Below are 17,300 nucleotides of genomic sequence, written 5' to 3'. Positions count from 1 at the left end.
GAAGGAGTAGTCATCCCGCTCACCATAAGCGACCGCGCCGCGGGATGTCACCCCCCGGCGGCGGAGCGGCCGAGCGCTCAGGCGATGCGCGCGCGGATCGCCCGGCGGATGCTCCAGCTCACCCGTCCCTGGTCCAGGTCGAAGGTGAGGTCGGCGGCGCCGGTGAGGAGTAACTGCCGCTCGGTGGCGCGGTGCAGGGTGTCGATCCAGCCCCAGATGGGGTGGTCCTCGGGTGCGCTCGCACCGTACGTGCGGGCCTGGATGCGTATCCAGGACACCGCCCGGTCCGCGCACTCGACGGGCAGCTGCACGCGCCGGTGCTGGTGGTCCGCGCCGCTGAAGACGTGGTCGATGACGTAGGCCGGCTCCGGCTCCGGATACCCGGGCATCCCGTCTTCCACCGTCAACACTCCTGTCTCGGCCAAGGCGTGGCGGCCGGCCGCGAAGCCGTCGCCGTGCCCGCGGCGCCCCCGTGCGCCCGGCGTTGCGTGAGTCACACACGTCACTATCGTGCCGCGGCGCTCATCGCGCAATGCGCTTCCTGATATTTTCATCCTGCGTCCGATCGATCTGGTGATCTCATCAACTGTGTGTGACACTCAGCTTGTTGACGGGCACTCAGCAAACTCTCGGCAACCAGAGCAACCAGCCTGCGAGGCCCGGTCAGGGGGAAGTGTGAGCGAGGAGCGGCCGGCCGCAGCAGGTGGTCCCAACGCCCCGACCGTGCTGCGCATGATCCTCAGCCGGCGGCTGCAGGAGCGCCGCCAGGAGGCGGGGCTGTCGCTCGAGCAGGCCGCCCGGTCACTGCGCGTCACCCCGCTCACCATCCGCCGCCTGGAGAAGGCGGAGGTCGCGCTCAAGCCGCTCTACGTCGAGAAGCTGCTGCAGACGTACGGGGCCGGGCCGCGCGAGATCGAGGAGTTCTGCGCGCTCGCCGAGCAGGCCAACGAGCCCGGCTGGTGGTATCCCTACCGCGATGTGCTGCCCGGCTGGTTCAAGGCGTACGTGAGCCTGGAGACCGGCGCGCGGGCGCTGCGCACCTACGAGCCGCACTACGTCACCGGGCTGCTCCAGACCCCCGACTACGTGCACGCGTGCCTGCGCGGCGGCTTCCCGAACGAGTCCGAGGACGCGCTCGCGCAGCGCGTCGAACTCCGGTTGCGCCGCCAGGTCCTGCTGGAGCGGGAGGACGCGCCCACGCTGTGGGTGGTCATGGAGGAGGCGGTGTTGCACCGCCAGGTCGGCAGCGCCGCGATCATGCGCGCGCAGATCGAGCGGCTGCTCGAGGCGAACGAACTCCCGCACGTCAGCGTCGACATCGTGCCCTTCAGCGCGGGCGCGCACGTCGGGGCGTGCGCGCCCTTCACGTACTTCCGGTTCGCCGAGCCCGAACTCCCCGACATCGTCTACAGCGAGATCCTCTCCGCCGCCGTCTACCTCGACCAGCGCGCGGACGTCTCGACGCATCTCGAAGCGCACAACCGGCTCTCCCTGCTCACCTCCACCCGGGAGAGCACCGCGCTGCTGAACCGCATGCGGAAGGAGTACACATGACCCCCACCGACCCCCGCGGCTCCGCTCCGGAAGCCCGTCCGGGCGTCACGGACCTCGCCGAGATCCGCAGCGGCATGCCCGCGCGTGAGCTGGGCGACCACGGCTGGGAGTGCCCGTGGAGCGGCCCCAACGGCGGGCAGTGCGTGGAGCTGAAGCAACTGCCCGACGGCCGCGTCGCGTTGCGGCAGTCCACCGACCCGGCGGGCCCCGCGCTCGTCTACACCCCCGACGAGATCCGCGCGTTCGTGCGCGGCGTCAAGGACGGGCTCGCCGACCACTTCGCCGCGTGACGGCTCCCTCCGGCAGGAGGACGACGGACGTACGACGGAAAGGACCACCATGACCACGCCCGGGGCCGAACCGGTGATCGACACCAGCCGCCCGCACTCCGCCCGCATGTACGACCACTACCTGGGCGGCAAGGACCACTTCGAGGCCGACCGCCAGGCCGCCGAGGCCATCGCCGGGGTCTTCCCCGGCATCGGCACCTGCGCCCGCGAGTTGCGGTTCTTCATGCACCGGGCGACCCGGGTGCTGGCCCGCGAGCACGGCATACGCCAGTGGCTCGACGTCGGCACGGGCATACCCACCGAGCCCAACCTGCACCAGATCGCGCAGTCCGTCGCGCCCGAGGCCCGCGTCGTCTACGCCGACAACGACCCGCTGGTCCTCAAGTACGCCGAGCGCCTGATGCGTACGGCCCCGGGCGGCCGGACCGCGTACGTGCACGCGGACCTGCGCGGCCCCGACGAGCTGCTCAAGTCCCCCGAAGTGGCGGACGTGCTGGACCTCACCCAGCCGGTGGCGCTGTCGCTCAACGCGATCCTGCACTTCGTGCCCGACGACCAGGACCCCTACGGCCTCGTCTCGCGCTTCGTCGACGCGCTCCCCTCCGGCAGCGCGCTCGCGCTCAGCCACAGCACCCCGGAATTCGCCCCGGAGGCCTGGGCTCGCATCGAGGAGATCTACCTCCAGGGCGGCACCCCCGGCCAGGTCCGCACCCTGGAGGAGGGCAAGCGCTTCTTCGAGGGCCTCGACCTCATCGACCCGGGCATCGCCATGGTCCACACCTGGCGCCCCGACCCCGAGGACGAGCCGCGTGTGGCCGCGCTCACCGACGCCGAGGTCTCCGCGTGGGGCGGCGTCGCGATCAAGCCCTGAGCGTACGAAGGCGGTTGGCGCCATCGCCGCTCAACCCGCCTGCGCGGCCGACCTCTTACGGGCCCGGTACGCCGCGGCCTTCACGCGGTTGCCGCACGACTCCATGCCGCACCAGTGCCGCCGCATGCCGTGCGAACGGTCGACGTAGATCCGGGTGCACTCCGGGTTGCCGCACTCCTTGAGCAGCGGCACGTCCGGTCCGCTGAGCAGTTCCACCGCCTGCCGGGCCACGCTCGACAGCGCCTCGGCGGGCGACGCCGCCGTCCACCGCCCGGCGGGCGTCAACTGCGGCGCCGCGGCGGGTCCGCGCGCCGCCGCGTTGACGGTCGCGAGCGCGTCCGCGCCGTACGGCTCGCCCTGTCGCCGGGCGGTCACCAGCGCGTACACCGCTTCGCGGACCTCGCGGGCCGCCGTCACGTCCGCCGCCCCGCTCGGCGCGACGGCGTCCACGACGCCGGACTCCACGTACCAGGCGTCGAGCCGCTCGGGCGTGACCAGAGCTTCGAACCGGCGGGTTCGCCGGGCTCGGAGGGTCGCGGCGAAATCCAGGGCGGGATTGCCGCAGACGAACACATGCGTAAGGTCCACGTCACCATCCTGGGGGGTGACCCCCCGCCCCGCAAGCACGGGCCCGCCCTTGCGCGGGGCGGTGGGCTTCTCTGCTGCGCAGGGCGAGCGTCTTCGGGTACGGCTGCGCCGCGGGGCACTCGTTAATCAGGGGCGTGTGGGGGCACCTCCCAGGCGGAGCCCTGGGGGAGAGAGCAACTGCCCCTTCGGGCTGGTGACTACCCGCGCTCCGGCGGTGGGCTGGCCGCGCAGTTCCCCGCGCCCCTGAAAACGTTCACCGCCCTGCGCAGCAGAAACGCTCGCCCCGTGCGGCAGCGCGAAAACGCTCGCCGTGCTGCAGCGGAATCGCCTGTCCGGCGCGGCTGCGCAAACCGCTCGCCGCCCGGCGCGGCAGAAGCGCTCGCCCCCGTGCGGCGGCGCGAAAACGCTCGCCGTGCGCAGTGGAATCGCTGTCCGGCGCGGCTGCGCAAACCGTTCACCGCCCGGCGCGGCAGAAGCGCTCGCCCCCGTGCGGCAGCGTAAAACGCTCGCCGTGCGCAGCGGAAACGCCTGTCCGGCGCGGCTGCGCAAACCGTTCACCGCCCTGCGCAGCAGAAACGCTCGCCCCCGTGCGGCAGCGCGAAAACGCTCGCCGTGCTGCAGCGGAATCGCTGCCCGGCGCGGCTGCGCAAACCGCTCACCGCCCGGCGCGGCAGAAACGCTCGCCCGGCGCGGCAGCGCACAACGCTCGCCGTGCGCAGCGGAAACGCCTGCCCCGCGCGGCAGCGCAAACCGCTCACTGCCCGGCGCGGCAGCGCAAAACGCTCGCTGTGCACAGCGGAAACGCCTGCCGTGCGCGTCGTCGCCGAGCGGGGTCGCGCGGTACGCCGCCCACACCGCCAGGACGGGCGCGGCCACGACCGTCGTCGTCATCGCCCGGTGCCGCAACTGCGCCTGTCCGGCGCGGCTGCGCAAACCGCTCGCCGCCCTGCGCGGCAGCGCACAGCGCTCGCCCCGCGCGGCAGCGCTGAGCCTCAGAGGCCCAGGTCGAGGGCGAGGCAGTTGAAGGAGATGAGCGAGCCCGCTGCGTTGTACGCGTCGCGGGCGGGGTCCCGCGGAGCGACCTGTTCCTGGACCATGTCCGCGAAGGGGACGCGCTCGGGGAGGTGGCCGAAACGGGACTGCCGGGCCGCTGCATCGGCGGTGTCCCCCTCATGGACCTTTCGTACGACCTTCATGTTCACCGAAGTGCTCATCGCGGGGCCTCCGCTCAGTGGTCCTGGCTGTGCCGGTACTCACGCTCCCACTCGCTCGCGTCACCTGTCAAGCCGGTGACGCGGGCGGCGAGGGGGTCGCGACGCCGCCGAGCAGGTTGCGTACGAGCGTGTCGGCGAAGGTGCGGTCCAGCGGGGGCGCGGGCAGCAGCAGGCGGTGGTAGCAGGCGCCCCACAGCTGGTCGACGAGGCTCTCCAGGTCGGTGCCCGGCCGCAGTTGGCCGGCCTGCTCGGCGCTGCGCAGCCGGTCGACGGCGAGGTCGCGGCGCGGGCGGATGTAGTGCTGGTCGAGTGCGGCGGCGAGGTCGGGGTCGGTCTGGGCGGCGCCGACGAGCTGGGCGATGAGGGGGCCGCTGCCCTCCCGGGTGAGGAGGTCGACGAAGGCGTGCAGCTGTGCGGTGAGGTCGGCGGCGAGGTCGCCGGTGTCGGTGAAGGCGAGGGTCTCCTCGGTCGCTGCGAAGTACGCGTCGAAGGCGAGCGCGCCGGGGGAGGGCCACCACTTGTAGAGGGTCATCTTGCTCGCGCCCGCGCGGGCGGCGACCTTCTCGAAGGTGATGTCGCGCAGCCCGCTCTCGCGCAGCATCGCGGCCGTCGCGGTCAGGACGGCCGCGCGCACCTCGGCGGCCGGTCGGCGGCCCCGGCCCCGGACGGGGCGCGACGGGTGGGCCGCGGGGGCACCCGCGGCCGGGTGGGGGCGGGCGCCGTCGCCGGGCTCGGCGGCAGCGGCGGGTCGTGCGGGCATCTCGGCCTCCCGGCGGCCTGGTCGCGGTTGCTTTATATGGACGATCAGTCTACATTTTTCGATGTGGACGGACAGTCCACAAAAGCAGGGCCACCGCGCGAGCCAGAGGAGACCGCCATGACCACCACACCCGAGGGCAACGCCGCCGGCAGCCGGGTCGCGCTCGTCACCGGCGGTTCGGGCGGCATCGGCCGGGCCGTCGCCGAGCGGCTGGCCGCGGACGGGCAGTCCGTCGCCCTGCTCTACGGCGGCGGCACGCAGCGTGCCGCCGAGGCGCTCGCCGCGGTCGAGAAGGCCGCGGCCGGCGCGGGCAAGGGCGGCAGGGCGCTCGCGCTGGCCGCGGACATCGCCGACGAGACGGAGATGGCCGCCGTCTTCGACCGCGTGGAGCGGGAGCTGGGCGGGATCGACGTCGTCGTGAACACCGCGGGCGTGATGACCCTCGCACCCGTCGCCGAGCTGGACCTCGCGGACCTGGACCGCATGCACCGGGTCAACATCCGCGGGACCTTCGTCGTCTCGCAGCTCGCGGCGCGGCGGCTGCGGGCGGGCGGCGCGCTCGTCAACTTCTCGACGTCCGTGACGCGGCTCCAGCAGCCCGGGTACGCCGCCTACGCCGCGTCCAAGGGCGCCGTCGAGGCCATGACGCTGATCCTCGCCCGCGAGCTGCGCGGGCGGGACGTCACCGTCAACACGGTCGCCCCCGGCCCCACCGCGACGCCGCTCTTCCTGGACGGCAAGCCGCAGGAGCTGGTCGACCACATCGCGGGCCTCAACCCGATGCAGCGCCTCGGCAGCCCCGACGACATCGCCGACTCCGTGTCCTTCCTCGCGGGCCCGCACGGCCGCTGGACCAACGGGCAGACGCTGTACGTCAACGGCGGTGCCGCGTAACGGAGTTCGCCCCTCCCGTACGGGCGGGTGCCCCCCTCACGGACGGGGGCACCCGCCCGCGCCTGCGCCCGGCCCCTCTCCGCCCCCGGCCTGCCCCCGCCCGCAGAGCTGCGGCGACGGCCGCCATATGGACGGGCGTTGACGGTGTACAGGCCAAGCAGTTAGCTTGCTCGGCATGAAGCGGCCCTACCGGCGCACCCTCACGACCCGCGGTCATGTCGACCTCATGCGGGTCTGCTCCGCTGCCTGTCGTCCCTGCTGAGCGTTTCCGCTCGCGTCGAGGACGCCTGAACCACGCCGCTCCCTCCCTGCCGGTCCCTTCCGGCGACGTACGGCCGCCCTGTGCCCGCCGTGCGGTGACAGCGCGCGTCCCGACGCACTCGTCGACCGCGTAAATCCCCTTCCCCGTCCGGGCGTTCGCCGCGTGCGCGCGCCGCCCGGCGGATCCGTCATGCCCTGGAGGAGTACCCATGTCCGTGAAGTCCTGGTCCCGCTACGCCGTCCCCGCCCTCGCCGCGGCCGCGCTCGCCGCTGTCCTGCCCGCGAACGGCGCCGCCGCCGCGTCCGGCGGGAAGGCGGACGCGCTGCCGCTGCCACCGCTCAACGTCCTGACCGCGAAGCCCGGCACCGCGAGCGGCGACCTGTTCGTGGCCCCGTACGGAGGCGACGGCACGTACGCGAGCGGCGTGGAGATACTCAGCCACGACGGGCGCCGTACCGTGTGGTCGCACGCCGTGCCGGCGGGCCAGACCGCCGCCGACTTCCGCAAGCAGACCTACCACGGCAAGCCCGTCCTGACCTGGTGGCAGGGGTCCGGCCTCGGCGGCGTCGCGCAGGGCGTCGACTACGTCTACGACGACCACTACCGCCAGATAGCCGAGGTCCGCGCGGGCAACGGCTACTCCGCCGACGGGCACGAATTCCTCATCACGAAGCAGAACACCGCGCTGATCCTCGCCTACGGGGTCGCGACGGCCGACCTCACCTCGATCGGCGGCTCCGACCACCAGAAGGTCATCGACGGCGTCGTGCAGGAGGTCGACATCCGCACCGGCAAGGTGCTCTTCGAGTGGAACAGCGCGGACCACGTGCCGTACTCGGAGAGCCGGCAGCCGCTGCCCGCCTCGCCCGACAGCCCGTGGGACTGGTTCCACATCAACGCCGTCAAGCAGGACACGGGCGGCAACCTGCTCGTCGACTCGCGCAACACCTGGGCCGCGTACGAGATCTCCGGCCGCACGGGCCAGGTGCAGTGGCAACTGGGCGGCAAGAGCAGCGACTTCACCCTCAAGGCCGCGCCCGGGCAGGTGCTGAACACCAAGGACGCGATCTTCGCGTGGCAGCACGACCCGGAGCCGCTGGGCGGCGGCCGGTACAGCTTCTTCGACAACGAGTCCGCGGGCATCGCCAACACCGGCACCGGCGCGGTCGACGAGCTGCCGTACAGCCGCGCGGTCACCGTCCAGCTCGACCCGCGCAGGCACACCGCGACGCTTCTCGCCTCCGACGACCAGCCGGCCGGCCTCATCGCCTCCTCGCAGGGCAACGCGCAGCCGCTGGCGAACGGCGGCCGGTTCGTCGGCTGGGGATCGCAGCCGTACGTCTCGGAGTTCGGCCCCTCCGGCGATCTGCGCTTCGACGCCCAGTGGCCCAGCGGCGTGATCAGCTACCGGGCGTACCGCTTCGACTGGAAGTGACCGGGCGGTAAGGACCGGCGCCCGCTCCCGTTCACGCGTCCGGGGGCGGGCGTTCACCCCTGCTTAACCGATTTGTACGCCAAAGGCCGAGTGCTGCGCAGATGACGTAATTGCGCCACCCGATTGATCATGTCCGGCGGGTAGGTTGGCCCGGGCGTCGGGGGGTCCGGGCGCCTGGAGCGGCGGTTGACGCCGCTTGTCACGGAGGGGGAACTCCATGTCCAGACGCCTGCACGCCACCAGGCTCGCGGCCGCCTGCGCGCTCACCGCCGCCCTGACGGCGGGGTCGCTCGCCGCCGCCGGGGGCGCGAGCGCCGACCCGTACTTCATCCCGCTCGTGTCCGACGTGGCGGTGAATCCCGGCCAGGACTGGAGCGTGAGCGGTGGCGCCTACGGCACCGCCGACGGCACGGCCGTCTACGCGTTCAGCAAGGCGCCGCTGACCGACGCCACCTGGGCCGACGGGGGCCTGCCGGCCGGGCTGACCGCGTCGGTGGACGGCACGAGCTGCCAGGCGTACGCGGGCGCGGCCGGCGTGTACACGTGCCCGGTCACCGACGCCAACTCGATGGACTCGCCGATGGTCCAGGCCGCCGACGACGCCGCGAACCACACCTACGCCTACGTCGGTTCCGGCTACGCGCCGCGCGGTACCGACCTGGCCGCGGCGGTCAAGGCCGCCGAGCTGGCCGGCACCACCACCAGCGCCGACGAGAAGACCGCCGGCGTGATCTCGGTCCTGACCGAGGACCAGGTGGCCTTGAGCACCGTCCAGCTCACCACGCCCGATGTGCCGCTGAACTCCTCCGTCGTGCAGACGGCGAAGGTCCACGCGGCAGATCCCGCCCGGCTGGAGATCAGCTTCGGCCCCACCGAGAGCGAGCGGTGGATGGACGAGGACGAGGCGGACGTGCGGATCACCGCGGTCGACGGCGGCCCCGCGGACGCCTGCGGCCACACCATCGCCTCGGCCGCCCCCAGCGGCGGGCTGTGGTGCGACCTGCCCCCGGGCGACCACACCATCACCTACACGCTCACCACCGGCCCCGAGGTCGAGGCGTGGAAGCTCGTCGCGGACGCCGTGCTCCACGTGATCACCAGCGGCCTCGGCAACCCCGAGACGACCAGCACCTTCACGCTCCTCAGCCCGGACCCGGTGAGCGAGCGCTACCGCGTGCTCGGCGTCGACAAGAACGGGGAGTCGTGGTTCTACGACGGCACGGGCAGCGTGAGCGCGCCGTTCGGGCAGCGCAGCTCGTACGACGCGGGCTGGGAGCGCTACAACGCCGTCACCGCGCTGTCCCCGCTGACGACGCACGGCACCGGCGACGTGGTCGCGCGGGACGCGAGCGGGGTCCTCTGGTACCTCCCCGGCAGCGGCAACCGCTACTCCGTGATCTTCAAGACGCCCCTCAAGGTCGGCTCCGGCTGGAGCATCTACGACACGATCGTCGGCGCGCGCGACCTGACCGGCGACGGCGCGGCCGACCTGGTCGCCCGCGACTCCGCCGGGACGCTGTGGCTCTACCCGGGCACGGCGAGCACCTCGGCTCCCTTCTTCGGCGGCCGCACGAAGATCGGCGACGGCTGGAGCGGCTACCGGACCCTGACCGGGGCCGAAGACCTCACCGGTGACGGCAGGGCGGACCTGCTCGCGACCGACGGGTCCGGCGTGCTGTGGCTCTACAAGGGCACCGGCAAGGCGGCCGCCCCCTACGCCGCCCGCGTGAAGGTCGGCACCGGGTGGGGCAACTACGACCTGCTGCTGTCCCGCGGCGACCTCACCGGCGACGGGAAGGCGGACTTCCTCGCCCGCGACACCACGGGCGGGCTGTACCTCTACCAGGGCACGGGCGACGCCGCCGTCCCCTACGCCCCGCGCACCAAGGTCGGCCCCGGCTGGACCTACAGCGTGATCTTCTAGGCGCCCGCGCCCGCGCCCGCGCCCGCGCCCGCGCGCCTGCCGTCCGCAGGGCCCCACCGGTGGCGGTGGGGCCCTGCGACACGTCGCCGTTCTTCACCCCACGGGTGCGGGCTCGCGCAGCAGGGGCAGCAGCGCGTCGCCCACCCGGGCGATCTCGGAGCGGTAGGGCGTGTCCGACAGCACGAAGTGCGTGACGCCCAGGTCCGCGTACGCGCGCAGCGCCGCCGCCACCTCGTCGGCCGAGCCGACCAGCCATGTGGTGCCCGCGCCGCCGCCGCCGAAGCGGCCCGGCGTGGTGTAAAGGCAGGTGTCCAGCACCTCGCCGCGCCCGGCGAGGTCGTGCAGCCGCTGCTGGCCGACCGCGCGCCGCCGCTGGGCGGTGAACGTCGAGTCGGCGCCCTGCTTCTCGGCCATCGCCGCGACCTTCGCCTCCGCGTCGCGCCAGGCCTCCTCGGAGGTCTCCCGTACGAGGGTGGTGATCCGCAGCCCGAACTCCAGCGGCGCGTGGGGCCGTTCCACCTCGTTCGTCAACTCCCGCAGCCGCGCGATGCGTTCGGCCACCCCGTCGAGCGGCTCACCCCAGAAGAGCTGCACGTCCGCCTCGGCGGCGGACACCCGCTCGGCGGCCGCCGAGGCGCCGCCGAAGTAGAGCCGCGGGGTGCGCCCCTGCTCGGCCCCGTACGGGCGCGGGCGGACCGTGGAGCCCTCGACGCGGAAGAAGTCGCCCTGGAAGGTGACGTCCTCCTCCGTCCACAACCGCCGCACGAGCTGCAGGAATTCGCGTGTGCGGTCGTAGCGGCGCGCCTGGTCGGTCTGGCCGTCGCCGTACGCCGCCGCGTTGTCGAGCCCGCTGACGATGTTGACCAGCAGCCGCCCGCCGCTGAGCCGGTCCAGCGTCGCGGCGGCGCTCGCGAAGTGCGCGGGCTGCCAGTAGCCGGGCCGGATCGCCACGAGCGGCTTGAAGGTGGTGGTGCGCGCGGCCAGCGCGGTGGCGACGGTGAAGGTGTCCGGCCGCCCCCACCCCGTCCCGAGCAGCGCACCGCCCCACCCGTGCGCCTCGGTGGCGAGTGCCAGCTCGGTGGAGAAGTCGAGCGTCCCCCACCCGGTGGTCGTGTCGTCGCCGCGGTGCCCCGGCTCGACGGTGTTGGGGATGTACCAGAGGAATTCGTGAGCCATTTCCGGGACTCCGATACGGAAAAGGGCAGCGCGCATTCGCGTACGCCGCCGAGAGTCGGCCGTGCGGGAATTCCGCCCCGGTGGGACCGGTGGGACCGGCGGCCGTCACGGCGGCACGCCTGAGCCGCGCCTTCGGCGAAGGCGCAGGTGGGGCCCGGTGGGCGGGGAGAGAACGCGACGCGCTCAGCGCGTGGCGGAAGGCAGGGAAAGCGGCGCTGCGCGCGTCAGCGCGGACACAGCGCGCTGGCCGACCGCAGAAGGTCGACGTGGCGGCGCGAGACCAGCCTCATATCCGTGTGCACACGGGAAATGTAATCGACGCGTGCGCTATCGGCAATGGCAGGACACGTCTGCCGGGCCGCCGAGGCGGCTGTCACGCGATGTGCTCGCCGGGGAGATCGGCAAGCTCATCCGCGTCGGCCGGACCCGGCCCCGCACCACGCGCGCGAGTTCGCCGAGGCGTGGCGCGACTGCGGGGTCCGATGGGCGCGTTAGCCGTTGGCGGGAGTATTCGCCACGCCGCGGGGCAGCCCGTCGCTCACAGGCCCGTCACCGAGGCGGCCGCCGTGATGTCGTAGGCGAAGGCGACCTCCTCGCGGGCGCCCGGCGGGAGGGTCAGGGTCCAGTGGGCGACGCCCTCGGCGTCGAGGGTGTCGGGGGCGGGGGTGGTGTCGGCGGGGCGGAGGGTGACGTCGACGGCGGAGACCTCGGAGACCGGGATGCGCTCGCGCAGGGTGATCGTGCGGTCGGCGGCGCCGGGGGCCGCGTCGAGGCGGGAGACGAAGAGGCGGACGCGGCGGGTCACCACCGTGCGCTGGTTGATCGCCGCCAGTCCCGTCGTGTCGCGGCTCTCCTCGGTGTGCCGGACCACCCGGAAGGTGTCCTCACTGCCGAAGGCGATCGTGAACTCCTCGCCCGCGCCGGTGAATTCGAGGGTCCCGCGGCCCGTGAAGCCGCTGCCGCGCACCAGGTCGACGGGACCGGCGAGCAGCACGTGCCCGGCGTGGTTGACCAGCCGGGCGACCGTCACGACGAGCGGGGAGAGTTCGGGCGCGCAGGTGTGCTCGACCTCGCAGCCTGCCGTGAAGGACGTCAGGTGCACGCGGTGCGGGCGGCCGTCGGACGGGACGGTCACCGGGTGCGGGGCGTGCAGCACGCGGACGTCGCCGCCGTCGTTCAGGCCGGGCAGCGCGGCGGGCCCGGCGGCGGAGCCGACGCTGCGGATCTCCTCCTCGCGCAGGTCCACCTCGACCGTGCGCCGCTCCTCGGCCGAGCGGTCCCGCAGCATCAGGACGTCGTCGCGGAGTTCGGGCGGGCTCGCGGCGAGCGTCGGGCGCGCGGTGGACAGCGTGAGGCGCACCCCGGACCAGTCCTCGCCGGTGTCCTGCCACACGAAGGCGTCCGTCTCCAGCCGTACGGTGTGCGGCCCGGACCCCGCGGCGGAGAGCGTCGCCCGGTAGGCGGGCCGCCACAGCGCGCACGGCACGAGCGCGGTCACCCGCAGCTCCGCGGTGCCGGCCGTGTCCGCCTCGACGACCAGTTCCAGATACGCCGTGAGCTTGTCCTGCGTGCTCTCGAACATGCTCAACGCGAGGCGTGCCTCGCGCAGTTCGGACTCGATGTCGTGCAGGCGGCGGCGCAGCTTGTGCAGTTCGGCGAGCCGCGGCTCCGCCTCGCTCTCGACGCGGTCCAGCCGGTCCGCCCAGCGCTCGGGGTCGGCGTCGCCGCCGCCCGCGCCCTGCGTGATGTCGCGGTAGAGGTCCGTCCTGGCCTGCGCGACGACGGCGAGCGCGCTCTCCAGCCGCTGCCCCAGCAGCTTGGCGTCGGCCAGCTCCTCCTCCAGGGTGTGCACCTCGCGGCGCAGTGCGGAGGCGTCCGCGCCGGGCTCGCCGGGCGGCGCGGGCGCGTAGCGGCGGACGACGCGGGCGTCCACGACGCGCGCGCCGAGCCCGTCCGCGCCGCTGCCCGCGGTGGACCCCGCGGCGAAGTCGGCGCGCAGCGAGCGGTCGACGGTCAGCGGCGTGACCGGGCCGATCCGCAACCGGCTGACGCCCGCGGCCAGTTCGACGTGCCCGGTGCGCCGGACCTGCGCGCGGTCCTCCATGCACGTGACCGCCGTGATCGGCAGCGCGGTCAGCTCGGGGCCGGGTTCGGCGTGCGGGACGTCGGGCAGGGACGGGTCCTCGTGCACGGTCAGTTCCTCCTGTTGCCGCCGACGACGGCCTTGCCCGCGGGCAGCCGTATCGCGTAGCCGCCGGCGAGGGTCGTGGTGCTGCCCGGCTCCAGCTCGACGCGCCAGGTGCGCACGCCCGCCGCCCAGCCGTCCTCCTGGCCCTCCAGCGGGGCCGTGGCCGCCTCCCACGGCGGGCTCGCCTTGTGCTCGTCGATGCGTACGTCCTTGTCGGCGGAGACGGGTACGCGCTCGCGCACCCGGACGACGACCGGGTACGGCAGCCGGTTCGCGACGTCGATCTCGACGGTGTGGTCCAGCACGGTCGTGCCGCCGCGCAGCCCGGCCGTCGACTCGCGCATGTGCGTGCGGCGCGCGACCTTCACGCTCTCCGCGACGCCCAGCCCCACCGACTGCCGCTGGCCCGGCGCGAGCGTCGGCAGCGGCGCGGTCAGCACGAAGTCGCCGTCCACCAGGACGTCGACGGGCCCGGCGAGCAGCGCGTGCGACGAGGTGTTCGTCAGCCGCACCGTGCTGAAGACCGCGGGGTCCACGGACGGCACGGACACGTACACGAAGTCGGCGTTCACCGGCACCTCGTTCACCGGCACGGTGTGCCAGCGGCCGTCCGCGGCGACGTCGGCGGGCGCGGCGGTGTCGAAGCGGTAGTCGAAGGAGCCCGCGGACGTGCGGACGTCCACCGCGTGGGCGGGGCGGGCGAGCCCGGCGACGCGGCCCGCGCGGCTGCGGTACTCGCCGCCGACCGCGCCCAGCGCCGGGGGCGGCGGCTGGAGGGTGCCGCGGTGCTCCTCGGCGGACTCGGGGCCGGAGAGGGTGAGCCGGGCGTAGTCGAGCAGGTCCGCGCCGGGCGCGGCCGTGCCGGGCGGCGGCGGGGCGGGCTGCGGCTGCGGGACCGGGCCCGCGTAGCCGTCCGCCGCGGCGGGGGCGAAGCCGCGGCTCACCTGGGAGCGGGCCACGGGCGCGGCCGCGGGGGCCATCGGCCGCGGGGGGCCGCCGGGTGCGGGCGGGGGCGGGGGCGTCGGCGCCGCGGACACCGGCAGGGGCGGCCCGCCGCCGAACGCGAAGTCCTCGTCCGCGGCCTCCGCCGCGAAGCCGTACCCGCCCACCTCGGCGGCCGGGGCCCCCGCGGGCCCGGGGACGGGCGTCCGGGGGCGGCGCGCCGCGTCGTACCCCGCGAAGAGCTCGCCGAGCCCGGCGGGCGGCTCGCGCCAGCTCAGCGCGGCGGGCGCCGCCTGCCGCCGCCCGATCCGCAGCGACCGCAGCTCCGGCAGGTCGGTGCGCCGCAGCAGGTCCGCGGTGGACAGCGCGAGCCGCACCCCGGTCCAGTCCTCCCCGGTCCGCTGCGCGACCATCGCCCGCAGCACGAGCCCGCCCGCACCGCTGCGCCCGTCGAGCCGCAACTGGTAGACCGGCACCCAGCAGGCCCCGGGGACCTGGTACTCGACGTCGAGCACGACGTCGAGGTCGCCGCCCGGCGCGAGTCCGTCGCCCACCGCCGTGCCCACCGCCGGGCCGCCGCCGTCCGGCCCGGAGCCGCCGCTCCCGGAGCGGTCGCCCGGCGAACCGGCCTCCGGCCACGTGCCGGCGCCGTCGGAGCGGCTGTCACCGGAGCCGGAGCCGGAGCCGGAGCCGGAGCCGGAGCCGGAGCCGGAGCCGGAGCCGGAGCCGGAGCCGGAGCCGGAGCCGGAGCCCGAGCCCGAGCCCGAGCCCGAGCCGGAGCCGGAGCCCGACCCGTCGCCCGCGGAAGGGCCGTCCGGACCGTCCGCGTCCCCTTCCCCCGCTGCCTCGCCCCGCGGGGAGCCGTCCGGCAGGGGGCCGCCCCGCGTCAGTGTCACGTACGCCGTCGCCGAGGGCGTGGTGCGGTTGGGGTCCACCGAGGTGGAGGCCTCGGACAGGCGGTGGCGGAGGACGTCGACGGCGTGGTCGGCCTGCTGCTGGTCCTGCTCGGCGGCGCGCAGGCGGCGGTGGAGGGTGGTCAGGCGGGCGTCGACGAAGCTCGCGAGGGCGAGGATGGACTCGACGGGGGCCCAGCGGGGCGGGTCGCCGCGGCGCGGGGCCGGGGGTTCCGCGCGCAGGGCGGCGGTCTCGGCTATCTCCGTACGGAGGCGTTCCGTCCGCTCCCGCAGCCGGCTCTGCCGGTCCTCGGCGTCCTCCAGGTCCAGCCGCAGCCGGGGGAGTTCGTCGCCGCGGCGCAGCGTCGCACCGTAGCCGACGCGGATGTCGGCGACCTGCAGCTCCTCGTCCGCGGTGACGCGGCACCGCAGGGACTGCTCCAGCAGTGCGGGGGAGAACCCGGTGACGCGTACGGTCACGGGCCCGTCGCCGGGCGGCAGCGTGAGGCGGGCGCGGCGCGTGCAGACGGCGCCCGCCGCGTACACCACGACCGACGTGACCTCGGACGGCACCGTCGGTCCGTCCGCTGCCCTCTCGTGCGTGCTGGCGCCCACCGTGCCTCCCCTTCCGGCCGGCGCCCCGCCCGGTGCGCCACCGGTCCGGGCCCTGGCCGAGCCCCGCCCGTACCCTAGCCGACGCCGTCGTGCCGCAGCAGGGGAACGGGTGCCGCGCCGGTCAGCCCACCGGCGGGGCGTGGTCGGGCCACTTGACCGTCAGCACCTTCGGGTTGCCCTGCGCGGTGAGCCGGATGATGGGGATCGGCTTGCCCACCGGGTTGGAACCCGTGTGGCTGGTCAGGTAGTTGGCGGTGAACTGGATCGGTCCGCTGGCCCCGAGCACCGTGTACTGGCCCTGGAGCGCCCCGAGTTCGTTGACCACGGCGTCGGGCAGCGGCTGCGACTGGTGGGTGAGCCGGATCGCGGCGGTCGCCGTCAGCGTCGCGTCGTAGGCCATCATCGCGTTGCCGTCGCCGAGGTAGCCCTTCGGGAAGACCTGCTGGAAGGTCCGCCGGAAGACCGCGTAGCCCCGCGCCCCGTCCTGCTGCTCCTGCTCGTGGCCGGGGTCGTGCCCGGCGTCCGAGGCCCACTCGCCCGGGTGCGCGACCCCGGCGTAGTCGACGGTGACGTGCCCGGACGCGAGGTCCGCCCGCAGTTGCGGGCTGTCCGGCAGGTTGGTGGTGTCGTCGCCGCTGACGATCCTGATCTGCTTGTCCAGGCAGGTGTCGGAGAAGGCGTGCGCGAGCACGCCGAGGTCCTGCCCGCGCCCGGCGAAGAGCACCACCGCGGGCTGCGCCGCGCAGATGTTGGTGGTCATCTGGCTTATACGGGTGGCCACTTCGGCCTGGTGGCGGCGCCGCTCCTCCGCGGACTGCCCGTCGCGGTCCCGCTCGGTGGTGTCGTACGGCTCGACCCCCACGATCTGGTGGCCCTTTATGGCCGAGAACTTCTTGAAGCCGCTGACGAGCGTGACGTCGTAGCTGTCGCCGGCGTTGCCGTCCTCGACGAGCACCGCGCGCCTGAAGTCCTTCTGCACGTACGACAGCGCGGCCGCCATGTTGTCGACGTTGCTCGGCGAGACGCGCACGAAGCCCTTGATGTTGGAGTACGAGTCCGAGGTGAGCGTCGCGCCGAACGACGCGATGTTGTGCGCGGTGAGGTCGCGGATCGCGCTCTCGGTGCCGGCGAGGCTGAGGCCGAAGCCGGTGACGGCGGCGATGTGCCGGCCGCGGTCGCGCTCGATCTCCGCGACCGCGGGCTGCCAGGCGTTGGCCTGGTAGCCGTCGCTGCCGATCAGCAGCTGGATGTGCGGGCCGGTGCCCTGCACGTTGTTGCGGTTGGCGTAGTGCTGCGCGGCGTAGGCGCCCTGGAGCTGCTCCAGGGCGTTGGGCATCGACAGGATGCTGCCCTTGTCGGCCGATATCGGCAGCAGCAGCACCACGCTCACGTAGTCCGTCGGGTAGGCCTTCCGCACCTGCGCGTTCTCCGCGCGGATGGCGTCCTCGGCGGGCTTGAGCGAGGGGTGGAAGACGTACGCGCCGTCCGTGACGCCGACGCACTCGCCGCCGTGGTGCGTCACGGCCGTGGCGCCCTCGCGCATGCAGGGCTTGTTGAGCAGGTGGTCGACGGGCACGTACACGCCGTACGCGACCGCCGCGAGCGCGAGGACGCCCAGGACGGCGAGGAAGCGCCGTGCCGCGACCGGCAGATGGGCGACGTAGCGGCGGAGGAACGCGATCGGGCGGGACAAG

16 protein-coding genes are annotated in these 17,300 nt (G+C 74.2%); 6 read left to right on the top strand and 10 right to left on the bottom strand.

Annotated elements, in window-relative coordinates; all coding sequences use genetic code 11:
* Positions 1-77: 77 nt before the first annotated feature.
* Positions 78-401 (bottom strand): hypothetical protein, encoded by a 324-nt coding sequence (locus tag IH54_RS0112470; protein WP_159011795.1) that lies wholly within the window; start codon positions 399-401, stop codon positions 78-80.
* 331 nt (positions 402-732) lie between these two features.
* Between IH54_RS0112470 and IH54_RS0112465 the strand changes: the two genes are divergently transcribed.
* The 3 genes from IH54_RS0112465 to IH54_RS0112455 all read left to right on the top strand — a co-directional run bounded on the left by IH54_RS0112465 (position 733) and on the right by IH54_RS0112455 (position 2,715).
* On the top strand, positions 733-1,554 hold the full coding sequence (locus IH54_RS0112465; RefSeq protein WP_199923379.1) for a helix-turn-helix domain-containing protein: 822 nt from the start codon (positions 733-735) through the stop codon (positions 1,552-1,554).
* Positions 1,555-1,628: 74 nt separating this feature from the next.
* Entirely contained in the window at positions 1,629-1,844 is a 216-nt protein-coding gene (locus IH54_RS0112460) for a DUF397 domain-containing protein (RefSeq protein ID WP_031515947.1), read from the top strand.
* Positions 1,845-1,893: 49 nt separating this feature from the next.
* Positions 1,894-2,715 (top strand): SAM-dependent methyltransferase, encoded by an 822-nt coding sequence (locus IH54_RS0112455; RefSeq protein WP_031515945.1) that lies wholly within the window; start codon positions 1,894-1,896, stop codon positions 2,713-2,715.
* Between the two features lie 30 nt (positions 2,716-2,745).
* Here IH54_RS0112455 and IH54_RS0112450 read toward each other — a convergent pair whose 3' ends face one another.
* The 4 genes from IH54_RS0112450 to IH54_RS0112440 all read right to left on the bottom strand — a co-directional run bounded on the left by IH54_RS0112450 (position 2,746) and on the right by IH54_RS0112440 (position 5,277).
* Positions 2,746-3,303: a CGNR zinc finger domain-containing protein gene (locus IH54_RS0112450; RefSeq protein ID WP_031515943.1), complete on the bottom strand. Its 558-nt coding sequence runs from the start codon at positions 3,301-3,303 to the stop codon at positions 2,746-2,748.
* A gap of 126 nt (positions 3,304-3,429) precedes the next feature.
* Positions 3,430-4,194: a hypothetical protein gene (locus IH54_RS44435; RefSeq protein WP_199923374.1), complete on the bottom strand. Its 765-nt coding sequence runs from the start codon at positions 4,192-4,194 to the stop codon at positions 3,430-3,432.
* Positions 4,195-4,295: 101 nt separating this feature from the next.
* Positions 4,296-4,517: a hypothetical protein gene (locus IH54_RS0112445; RefSeq protein ID WP_234343475.1), complete on the bottom strand. Its 222-nt coding sequence runs from the start codon at positions 4,515-4,517 to the stop codon at positions 4,296-4,298.
* A 67-nt stretch (positions 4,518-4,584) separates the two neighbouring features.
* On the bottom strand, positions 4,585-5,277 hold the full coding sequence (locus tag IH54_RS0112440; RefSeq protein WP_078862138.1) for a TetR-like C-terminal domain-containing protein: 693 nt from the start codon (positions 5,275-5,277) through the stop codon (positions 4,585-4,587).
* Between the two features lie 117 nt (positions 5,278-5,394).
* On the opposite strand from IH54_RS0112440, the gene IH54_RS0112435 reads away from it, so the two are divergent.
* The 3 genes from IH54_RS0112435 to IH54_RS41545 all read left to right on the top strand — a co-directional run bounded on the left by IH54_RS0112435 (position 5,395) and on the right by IH54_RS41545 (position 9,792).
* Entirely contained in the window at positions 5,395-6,171 is a 777-nt protein-coding gene (locus tag IH54_RS0112435; protein ID WP_031515937.1) for an SDR family oxidoreductase, read from the top strand.
* Between the two features lie 470 nt (positions 6,172-6,641).
* Complete coding sequence (locus tag IH54_RS0112430; protein WP_031515935.1) at positions 6,642-7,868, top strand: arylsulfotransferase family protein; 1,227 nt, start codon at positions 6,642-6,644, stop codon at positions 7,866-7,868.
* Between the two features lie 217 nt (positions 7,869-8,085).
* Positions 8,086-9,792 carry an FG-GAP repeat domain-containing protein gene (locus IH54_RS41545; protein WP_052397346.1) on the top strand — a complete coding sequence of 569 codons (1,707 nt, stop codon included), beginning with the start codon at positions 8,086-8,088 and terminating at the stop codon, positions 9,790-9,792.
* Positions 9,793-9,885: 93 nt separating this feature from the next.
* Here IH54_RS41545 and IH54_RS0112415 read toward each other — a convergent pair whose 3' ends face one another.
* The 5 genes from IH54_RS0112415 to IH54_RS0112400 form a co-directional block, all read right to left on the bottom strand.
* Positions 9,886-10,968: an LLM class flavin-dependent oxidoreductase gene (locus IH54_RS0112415; RefSeq protein ID WP_031515930.1), complete on the bottom strand. Its 1,083-nt coding sequence runs from the start codon at positions 10,966-10,968 to the stop codon at positions 9,886-9,888.
* 224 nt (positions 10,969-11,192) lie between these two features.
* On the bottom strand, positions 11,193-11,258 hold the full coding sequence (locus IH54_RS47910; RefSeq protein WP_324607789.1) for a putative leader peptide: 66 nt from the start codon (positions 11,256-11,258) through the stop codon (positions 11,193-11,195).
* Positions 11,259-11,506: 248 nt separating this feature from the next.
* Complete coding sequence (locus IH54_RS0112410) at positions 11,507-13,159, bottom strand: mucoidy inhibitor MuiA family protein (RefSeq protein WP_267965181.1); 1,653 nt, start codon at positions 13,157-13,159, stop codon at positions 11,507-11,509.
* A 2-nt stretch (positions 13,160-13,161) separates the two neighbouring features.
* Positions 13,162-15,606 (bottom strand): DUF4139 domain-containing protein, encoded by a 2,445-nt coding sequence (locus IH54_RS41540; protein WP_052397345.1) that lies wholly within the window; start codon positions 15,604-15,606, stop codon positions 13,162-13,164.
* 121 nt (positions 15,607-15,727) lie between these two features.
* Positions 15,728-17,299, bottom strand: coding sequence for an ABC transporter substrate-binding protein (locus tag IH54_RS0112400; protein ID WP_031515924.1), 1,572 nt, complete (start codon positions 17,297-17,299; stop codon positions 15,728-15,730).
* Position 17,300 lies beyond the last annotated feature (1 nt).

The organism is Streptomyces sp. NRRL F-5123 (assembly GCF_000721495.1).
Lineage (GTDB): Bacteria > Actinomycetota > Actinomycetes > Streptomycetales > Streptomycetaceae > Actinacidiphila.
The sequence above is the reverse complement of the archived record's forward strand: the minus strand, read 5'-3'. Positions and strand labels throughout refer to the sequence as shown.

Bases quoted from the DNA above. Each gene is read 5' to 3' on its own strand.
- IH54_RS44435 (WP_199923374.1), bottom strand. From the start codon at position 4,194: ATGACGACGACGGTCGTGGCCGCGCCCGTCCTGGCGGTGTGGGCGGCG.
- IH54_RS0112445 (WP_234343475.1), bottom strand. From the start codon at position 4,517: ATGAGCACTTCGGTGAACATGAAGGTCGTACGAAAGGTCCATGAGGGG.
- IH54_RS41545 (WP_052397346.1), top strand. From the start codon at position 8,086: ATGTCCAGACGCCTGCACGCCACCAGGCTCGCGGCCGCCTGCGCGCTC.
- IH54_RS0112435 (WP_031515937.1), top strand. From the start codon at position 5,395: ATGACCACCACACCCGAGGGCAACGCCGCCGGCAGCCGGGTCGCGCTC.
- IH54_RS0112415 (WP_031515930.1), bottom strand. From the start codon at position 10,968: ATGGCTCACGAATTCCTCTGGTACATCCCCAACACCGTCGAGCCGGGG.
- IH54_RS0112440 (WP_078862138.1), bottom strand. From the start codon at position 5,277: ATGCCCGCACGACCCGCCGCTGCCGCCGAGCCCGGCGACGGCGCCCGC.
- IH54_RS0112455 (WP_031515945.1), top strand. From the start codon at position 1,894: ATGACCACGCCCGGGGCCGAACCGGTGATCGACACCAGCCGCCCGCAC.
- IH54_RS0112430 (WP_031515935.1), top strand. From the start codon at position 6,642: ATGTCCGTGAAGTCCTGGTCCCGCTACGCCGTCCCCGCCCTCGCCGCG.
- IH54_RS0112460 (WP_031515947.1), top strand. From the start codon at position 1,629: ATGCCCGCGCGTGAGCTGGGCGACCACGGCTGGGAGTGCCCGTGGAGC.
- IH54_RS0112465 (WP_199923379.1), top strand. From the start codon at position 733: ATGATCCTCAGCCGGCGGCTGCAGGAGCGCCGCCAGGAGGCGGGGCTG.